The organism is Faecalibacterium hattorii (assembly GCF_003287455.1).
Taxonomy (GTDB): domain Bacteria; phylum Bacillota; class Clostridia; order Oscillospirales; family Ruminococcaceae; genus Faecalibacterium; species Faecalibacterium hattorii.
On the sequence record NZ_PRLC01000020.1, the window covers coordinates 43,858 to 51,251 of the forward strand.

The 7,394-nt window shown below is 58.9% G+C and carries 4 protein-coding genes and 4 tRNA genes; 4 read left to right on the forward strand and 4 right to left on the reverse strand.

From position 1 onward, the window contains the following. Positions 1–364: 364 nt before the first annotated feature. The 4 genes from C4N23_RS12415 to C4N23_RS12430 form a co-directional block, all read right to left on the reverse strand. Positions 365–1,786 carry a glycine--tRNA ligase gene (locus tag C4N23_RS12415; RefSeq protein WP_055189860.1) on the reverse strand — a complete coding sequence of 474 codons (1,422 nt, stop codon included), beginning with the start codon at positions 1,784–1,786 and terminating at the stop codon, positions 365–367. 146 nt (positions 1,787–1,932) lie between these two features. Next, entirely contained in the window at positions 1,933–2,418 is a 486-nt protein-coding gene (gene rlmH, locus C4N23_RS12420; protein WP_112146374.1) for a 23S rRNA (pseudouridine(1915)-N(3))-methyltransferase RlmH, read from the reverse strand. A 7-nt stretch (positions 2,419–2,425) separates the two neighbouring features. Beyond that, entirely contained in the window at positions 2,426–4,675 is a 2,250-nt protein-coding gene (locus C4N23_RS12425; protein ID WP_112146376.1) for a DNA gyrase subunit A, read from the reverse strand. An 11-nt stretch (positions 4,676–4,686) separates the two neighbouring features. Further along, on the reverse strand, positions 4,687–6,678 hold the full coding sequence (locus C4N23_RS12430) for a DNA gyrase/topoisomerase IV subunit B (protein WP_112146378.1): 1,992 nt from the start codon (positions 6,676–6,678) through the stop codon (positions 4,687–4,689). Between the two features lie 208 nt (positions 6,679–6,886). Between C4N23_RS12430 and C4N23_RS12435 the strand changes: the two genes are divergently transcribed. From C4N23_RS12435 to C4N23_RS12450, 4 genes are all read left to right on the forward strand, one after another. After that, a tRNA-Phe gene (locus tag C4N23_RS12435) sits at positions 6,887–6,962 on the forward strand. A gap of 140 nt (positions 6,963–7,102) precedes the next feature. Next, positions 7,103–7,178, forward strand: a tRNA-Gly gene (locus tag C4N23_RS12440). A 30-nt stretch (positions 7,179–7,208) separates the two neighbouring features. Further along, positions 7,209–7,282, forward strand: a tRNA-Asp gene (locus tag C4N23_RS12445). A gap of 38 nt (positions 7,283–7,320) precedes the next feature. Next, a tRNA-Gly gene (locus tag C4N23_RS12450) sits at positions 7,321–7,393 on the forward strand. Position 7,394: the final 1 nt, after the last annotated feature.

Here is a 7,394-nt window from a genome sequence, read left to right on the forward strand (position 1 = left end):
TGCCCACATACGGCATGCGGTCCGTTCACCTTTCCGGCCTTGCGTCGGGGAGGCAGACAATTTTTATGCACCCCCGACGTTTTATGCGGAAGGGGGGATGCTTCATGACGCTCTTGGAGACTTTAGCTCTGCTGACGCTGCTTGCAACCGTCGGCTTCGGCATGTTCGACATCGCATGGAAGATCTTTACACATAAAAAGTGACCGCCCAGCTCCCAACTCGTGCGGTCACTTTTTATAGTTGACATGCCGGAAAGGTGCTGACCGTCTGCCGGGCAGCATTCTCTTCGTCTATTTATACTATACCACAGCCCCGCCGAAATTGCAACGGCGGGGCTGATTTTATCGCTCTGAGATCAAAAAACTCAGAACTCGATCTTGCTCTCGATGTAGCTCTTGAGCTCGGAGATGGGCATACGGACCTGCTCCATGGTGTCGCGGTCGCGGACGGTGACACAGTGGTCTGCCACGATGCCCTTGGCCTCGTCGCCGACGGTGTCGAAGTCCACGGTGATGCAGTACGGAGTGCCGATCTCGTCCTCACGGCGGTAACGCTTGCCGATGGAACCGGTGTCGTCGTAATCGACCATGAAGTACTTGCTCAGCTCGTTGCGGATCTCCATGGCCTTCTCGCCCAACTTCTTGCTCAGGGGCAGGACGGCGCACTTATAGGGAGCCAGAGCCGGATGCAGACGCAGCACGGTGCGGACATCCTCCTTGCCCTTGGCATCCACGAGGTGCTCCTCGTCGTAAGCCTCGCACAGGAAGGCCAGCGCCACACGGTCGCAGCCCAGAGAAGGCTCGATGACGTAGGGGATGTAGTGCTCGTTGGTCTCGGAGTCGAAGTACTCCAAGCTCTTGCCGGAAGCCTCCTGATGGCGGCTCAGGTCGTAGTTGGTGCGGTCCGCAATGCCCCACAGCTCGCCCCAGTCGGTGAACGGGAAGGCATACTCGATGTCGGTGGTGGCACGGCTGTAGAAAGCCAGCTCGGCGGGCTCGTGGTCGCGCAGACGCAGGTGCTCCTTCTTGATGCCGAGGCTCAGCAGCCAGTTTTCGCAGTAATCCTTCCAGTAAGCGAACCACTCCAGATCGGTGCCCGGCTTGCAGAAGAACTCGCACTCCATCTGCTCGAACTCACGGGTACGGAAGGTGAAGTTGCCCGGCGTGATCTCATTGCGGAAGGCCTTGCCCACCTGACACACGCCGAAGGGCAGCTTGCGGCGGGTGGTGCGCTGGATGTTGGCGAAGTTGACGAAGATGCCCTGTGCGGTCTCCGGGCGGAGATAGCAGGTGGAAGAGCTGTCCTCGGTGACGCCGATGGCGGTCTTGAACATCAGGTTGAACTTGCGGATGGGGGTGAAGTCATGCTTGCCGCAGACGGGGCAGACGATATCCTCGTGCTCGGCGATGAACTTGTCCATCTCGTCAAAGCTCATGGCATCGACGTTGACCTCCGGGTGCTCGTCCCCGATGAGCTTGTCGGCGCGGTGGCGTGCCTTGCAGGCGCGGCAGTCCAGCAGCGGGTCGGAGAAGCCGGCGACGTGGCCGGTGGTGATCCAAGTCTGGGGGTTCATGATGATGGCCGCATCCAGACCAACGTTGTAAGGGCTTTCCTGCACGAATTTCTTCAGCCAAGCCTTCTTGACGTTGTTCTTGAACTCAACGCCCAGCGGGCCATAGTCCCAGCTGTTTGCAAGGCCGCCGTAGATCTCGGAACCGGGGAAAACATAACCACGGTTCTTGCAGAGATTGACGATCATATCAAGGGTCTTTTCGCTCTGTTCCATTGTAATAACATCCTTTCCGTCCGCGGCTGGCTTGCCGTGTCGTGTGTGTTTGGGCGGGCAGCTTTCCCAACTGCCACATAGCTATACTGTACCATGTTTCGCCCGGCTTGTAAAGCAAAAGCGGGCGGAAACCGCCCGCTTTTGCTCTACTTATGATATTTCATGCCGGCGTTGATGGTGCAAGCGCGGTAGATCTGCTCCGTCAGCACAAGGCGGGCCAGTTGGTGCGGCATGGTGATGCGGCCCATGCTGAACTTGAGGGCGGCCGCCTTTTTCACCTCGTCGGCAAGGCCGTGGGACGAGCCGATGACAAAGGCCACATCTCCTGCCCCGCTGCCCGCACGGTCGGCGAGGAATCGGGCCAGCTCCTCGGAAGAGATCTGCCTGCCCTCAATGCACATGGCCACGATGGCCGCGCCCTTGCGGACGTTGGAGAGGATGGCCTTGCCCTCCTTTTCCAACGCCTTTTTCACCACAGCATCGGAGGCGTTCTTCTCCTCGATCTTCTCTTCCGGCAGTTCGATGATCCGGAACGACGCAAACGCCGCCAGCCGCTTCTGGTACTCGGCCACGCCCTCGGCGAAATATTTCGCATTCAGCTTGCCGACACAAATCAGGTCAATATTCTGCATAATTTCCTCACAGTAAACTCAGCTGCTCCCCTTCATCCTCAGCACGAACCAGCGCCCCGGTGGCGGGCAGACTGCGGACGCGATAGCGATGGGGGTTGGCCAGCTCCAGCGTCTCCGCCGGGACCACCGACGTGATGTGCTGGTTCTTTTTCAGGGTCACGACCGCCACGCCCTGACTGTCGCGGGTGGCCTTGGCGCTGATCTGCGCCGTGCCCACCAGCAGCATCCGGCCCGCGCTGGTGCGGATGGCCAGCTCTGTTTCTTCGGGCAGGAAGACCATCTTCGCCAGCGGCTCCTTGTCGCAGTAGGCCTTGAGCAGCTTGCGGCGGTTCAGCTTGGTGGCGTAGGACGCCAGCGGGATCTTCGCGCACTTACCGCTCTCAAAGAAGAAGAGCATGAAGCCCGCATAATCGCCGGTGATGACCATGGCAAGGATGTTCTCGCCCTCGTCCATGCCGAGGCGGCCGGGGATGAAGATGCCCATCTGGGCCACCTTGCCGTCTTCCAGCTCGTTCAGGCGCACCTTGTACACCTGCTGCTTGTCGGTGAAGAAGAGCGCTTCCACGTTGTTCCGCGTCTCGACCTGCTGGATGATCTCGTCGCCCTCCTTGAGCTTGTGGGCACCGGCGGTGCGGAGGCTCTGGGGCGGGATCTTTTTCAGGTAGCCCTCGCGGGTGAAGAAGACGGTGACCGGGTAATCCGGGATGGTTTCTTCCTCGGCACCGCTCTCCTCCTCCGGCAGGTCGTACAAAATCTCGCTGCGGCGGGGCTGGGCGTACTTTTTGGCAACTTCCGTCAGCTCCTTGATGATGATCTTTCGGATGCGGGCGGGCTTTTCGAGGATATCCTTCAGGTCGGCGATGTCATTTTCCAGTTGCTCGATCTCGCCCGTCCGCTTGAGGATATATTCCCGGTTCAGGTGGCGCAGCTTGATCTCGGCCACATAGTCCGCCTGTACTTCGTCGATGCCGAAGCCGATCATCAGGTTGGGCACGACCTCGGTCTCCTCCTCGGTGGTGCGGATGATGTGGATGGCCTTGTCGATGTCCAGCAGGATGGCGGCCAGACCCTTGAGCAGATGCAGCCGCTTTTCCTTGCCGTGGAGGTCGTAGTAGGTGCGGCGGCGGACACACTCCATTCGGAAGGCCGTCCACTCCTGCAAGATCTCCCGCACGCCCATGACGCGGGGCTGGCCGGAGACGAGGACGTTGAAGTTGGCGCTGAAGCTGTCTTCCAGCGGGGTGGTCTTGAACAGCTTCGCCATCAGCTTTTCCGCGTCCACGCCGCGCTTGAGGTCGAGGGTGAGCTTGAGGCCGTTCAGGTCGGTCTCGTCGCGCATGTCGCTGATCTCTTTGATCTTGCCGGTCTTGACCAGCTCGGCGATCTTGTCCATGATGGCTTCCACCGTGGTGGTAGGCGGGATCTGGGTGATCTCGATCATGTTCTCGCCGGGCACCACGGTGTAGCGGGCACGGACCTTCACGCTGCCGCGGCCGTACTCGTAAATTTCCCGCATCTGGGCTTCGTCGTACAAGATCTGGCCGCCGCCCACGAAATCCGGGGCGGGCATGGTGGTGGAGATGTCGTGCTTGGCATCCTTTATCAGGGCGATGGTGGTGTTGCACAGCTCCGCCAGATTGAACGAGCAGATATTGCATGCCATGCCGACCGCAATGCCCAGCGTGTTATTGGCCAGAATGGTCGGGAAGGTGACGGGCAGCAGGGTAGGCTCGGTGGTGGAGCCGTCGTAGTTGGGGACGAAATCAACGGTCTCCTTGTCGATGTCCCGGAACAGCTCCTCGCAGACATTTTCGAGCTTGGCCTCGGTGTAACGGGAAGCGGCGCAGGACATATCGCGGCTGTAAGCTTTGCCGAAGTTGCCCTTGCTGTCCACAAAGGGCACGAGCAGACTTTCATTGCCGCGGCCCATGCGCACCATGGTGTCATAGATGGCGGCGTCGCCGTGGGGGTTCAGGTGCATGGTGCTGCCCACGATGTTGGCCGATTTGGTGCGGGCGCCTTTCAGCAGCCCCATCTCGTACATGGTATAGAGCAGCTTGCGGTGGGCGGGCTTGAAGCCGTCGATCTCCGGCAGGGCGCGGGAGACGATGACGCTCATCGCATAGGGCATATAGTTGGTCTCCAGCGTGCGGGTGATGGGGTCTTCCAGCACGCTGCCAGCGTTCAGGATCTCAACACCGTCGCCCAGCTGCGGGCGGACGGGTTTGAGAGACTTTTTTGAAGATTTTTTTGCCATTGTTTACCTCTTTAAGACACATCCAAATCATCCAGATACTCTGCGCCATGCTCGGCGATGTGCTCCTTGCGGCCGGCGAGGTTATCGCCCAGCAGCAGGTCGAACACGCGGGCGGTCTCCTCCACGTCGGTGGGCAGCACCTTGATCAGGCGGCGGCTCTCCGGGTTCATGGTGGTCAGCCACATCATCTCCGGGTCGTTCTCGCCAAGACCTTTCGAGCGCTGGATCGTGTACTTTTTGTCGCCGATCTCTTTCAGGAAGGTGGCCTTCTCCGGCTCGGTGTAGGCGAAGTAGGTGTGATCCTTGGTGGTGATCTCGTACAGCGGCGACTCCGCGATATAGACGTAGCCCTCGTTGATGAGGGTCGGCGTCAGGCGGTAGAGCATGGTCAGCACGAGGGTGCGGATCTGGTAGCCGTCCACGTCGGCATCGGTACAGATGACGATCTTGTTGTAGCGCAGGTTGTCGAGATTGAAGGTGGCCAGCTCCTTGTTGTGCTTGCCGCCCAGCTCCACGCCGCAGCCCATGACCTTGATGAGGTCCACGATGACGTCCGATTTGAAAATGCGGGCGTAGTCGGCTTTCAGGCAGTTCAAGATTTTGCCGCGGATGGGCATGATGGCCTGATAATCGCTGTCCCGGCTCTGCTTGACGGCGCCCATAGCCGAATCGCCCTCGACGATGTAGAGTTCTCTGCGGGAGGCGTCCTTGGTGCGGCAGTCCACGAATTTCTGGACGCGGTTGGCGAGGTCGATCTGGGTGGAGAGGGTCTTTTTGATGCTCTGGCGCGTTTTTTCGGCGTGCTCACGGCTCTGCTTGTTGACCAGAACCTGCTGGCAGATCTTCTGGGCCTCCTCCGGCTTTTCGAGGAAGTAGACTTCCAGATAGTGCTTCAAAAAGTCGGTCATCGCCTGTGAGACGAACTTATTGGTGATGGCCTTTTTCGTCTGGTTCTCGTAGCTGGTGCGGGTGGAGAAGCTGGACGAGACGTAGACGAGGCAGTCCTGCACGTCTTGGAAGCTGATGGCGCTCTCGCCTTTTTTGTAGAGGTTCTTGTCCTTCAGGTACTTGTTGATCTGGTAGACGAAGGCCGTGCGCACCGCGTGTTCCGGGCTGCCGCCGTGTTCCAGCCACGAGGAGTTGTGGTAATATTCCAGCAGTTGTACCTTATTAGAGAAGCAAAAAGCTGCGCTCATCTTGACCTTGTATTCCGGCTGGTCGTCCCGGTCGCGGCCGACGGCCTCGCTCTCACAGCTGAACACCGGGGTCAGGCTGTCCTCGCCCGCAGTCTCGGCCACATAGTCAGCGATGCCGTGCTCGTAGTACCAGCTCTCCTTCCACGCCTTGCCGGTGGCGGGATCCTTCTCCTTTTCGTCGGTGAAGTTCAGCGTCAGCCCCGCGTTGACGACGGCCTGACGGCGCAGCACATCTTTATAATAGCTGCCGGGCACATCGATGTCCGTAAAGACCGCGTCGTCGGGCTTCCAGTGGATGATGCTGCCGGTGCGGCGGCCCTTGTAGGGTTCCTTCTGCAAGCCGCCTACATTCTCGCCCTTCTGGAAGTCGAGGTGGTAGTGGAAGCCGTCGCGGTAGATGTCGGCGGTCATCCATGCGGACGAATACTGGGTGGCACACAGGCCCAGACCGTTCAGGCCAAGGCTGAACTCGTAGTTGTCCTCGCCCTCGCCGTATTTGCCGCCCGCGTACATTTCACAGAACAGCAGCTCCCAGTTGTAGCGGCCCTCGCCGTTGTTCCAGTCCACGGGCATACCGCGGCCAAAGTCCTCCACGATGACGCTGCCATCCTTGCAGCGGGTGACGTTGATGGTGTCGCCGTGGCCGTCGCGGGCCTCGTCGATGGAGTTGGAGACGATCTCAAAAATAGAATGGGCGCAGCCCTCCACACCGTCCGACCCGAAGATGACGGCCGGGCGTTTGCGGACGCGGTCCGCACCCTTTAATGAAGTAATGCTTTCGTTACCGTATTCCTGTTTTCTTGCCATGTTTACCCTCCCGGCCCGCATATTGCAGGGGGCCGTATTCTGTCTAACATCTTATTAAACCATAGGTTGTGCTCCTTTGTCAAATCCATTTTCACAATATTCCACGTTCAAACGCTTTTTTCAGGAATAGTCTGATTTTTTTCAAAAAAATTTGCAATTTCCTCTTTACAAATCCAGAATTTCGGGTATAATAATCATCGTCCGGTGCGCCTCTGTAGCTCAGTCGGTAGAGCAGGGGACTGAAAATCCCCGTGTCATTGGTTCGATTCCGATCGGAGGCACCACGTCGAAAGTCCTGCGGCTTATCAAGCAGTCTTGCGAGCAAGACCGCAGTGATAAGCGCCAGACTTTCTCCTTTTCCCCACAAACCTTTGCTTCGCAAATCTTTGCGGGGGCCCCGATAATGCGCAAGCATTATCAGTATGCGGCCGTAGCTCATCTGGTAGAGCGCCACCTTGCCAAGGTGGAGGTAGCGAGTTCGAGCCTCGTCGGCCGCTCCATATTGGGGCGGAAATATCCGCTCCGGATATGGCCCGGTAGCTCAGTTGGTTAGAGCACCAGCCTGTCACGCTGGGGGTCGTCGGTTCGAGCCCGATCCGGGTCGCTTCTTCCTAATGGTGCAGGGATAAATGCACCGAATATGCGGCCGTAGCTCATCTGGTAGAGCGCCACCTTGCCAAGGTGGAGGTAGCGAGTTCGAGCCTCGTCGGCCGCTC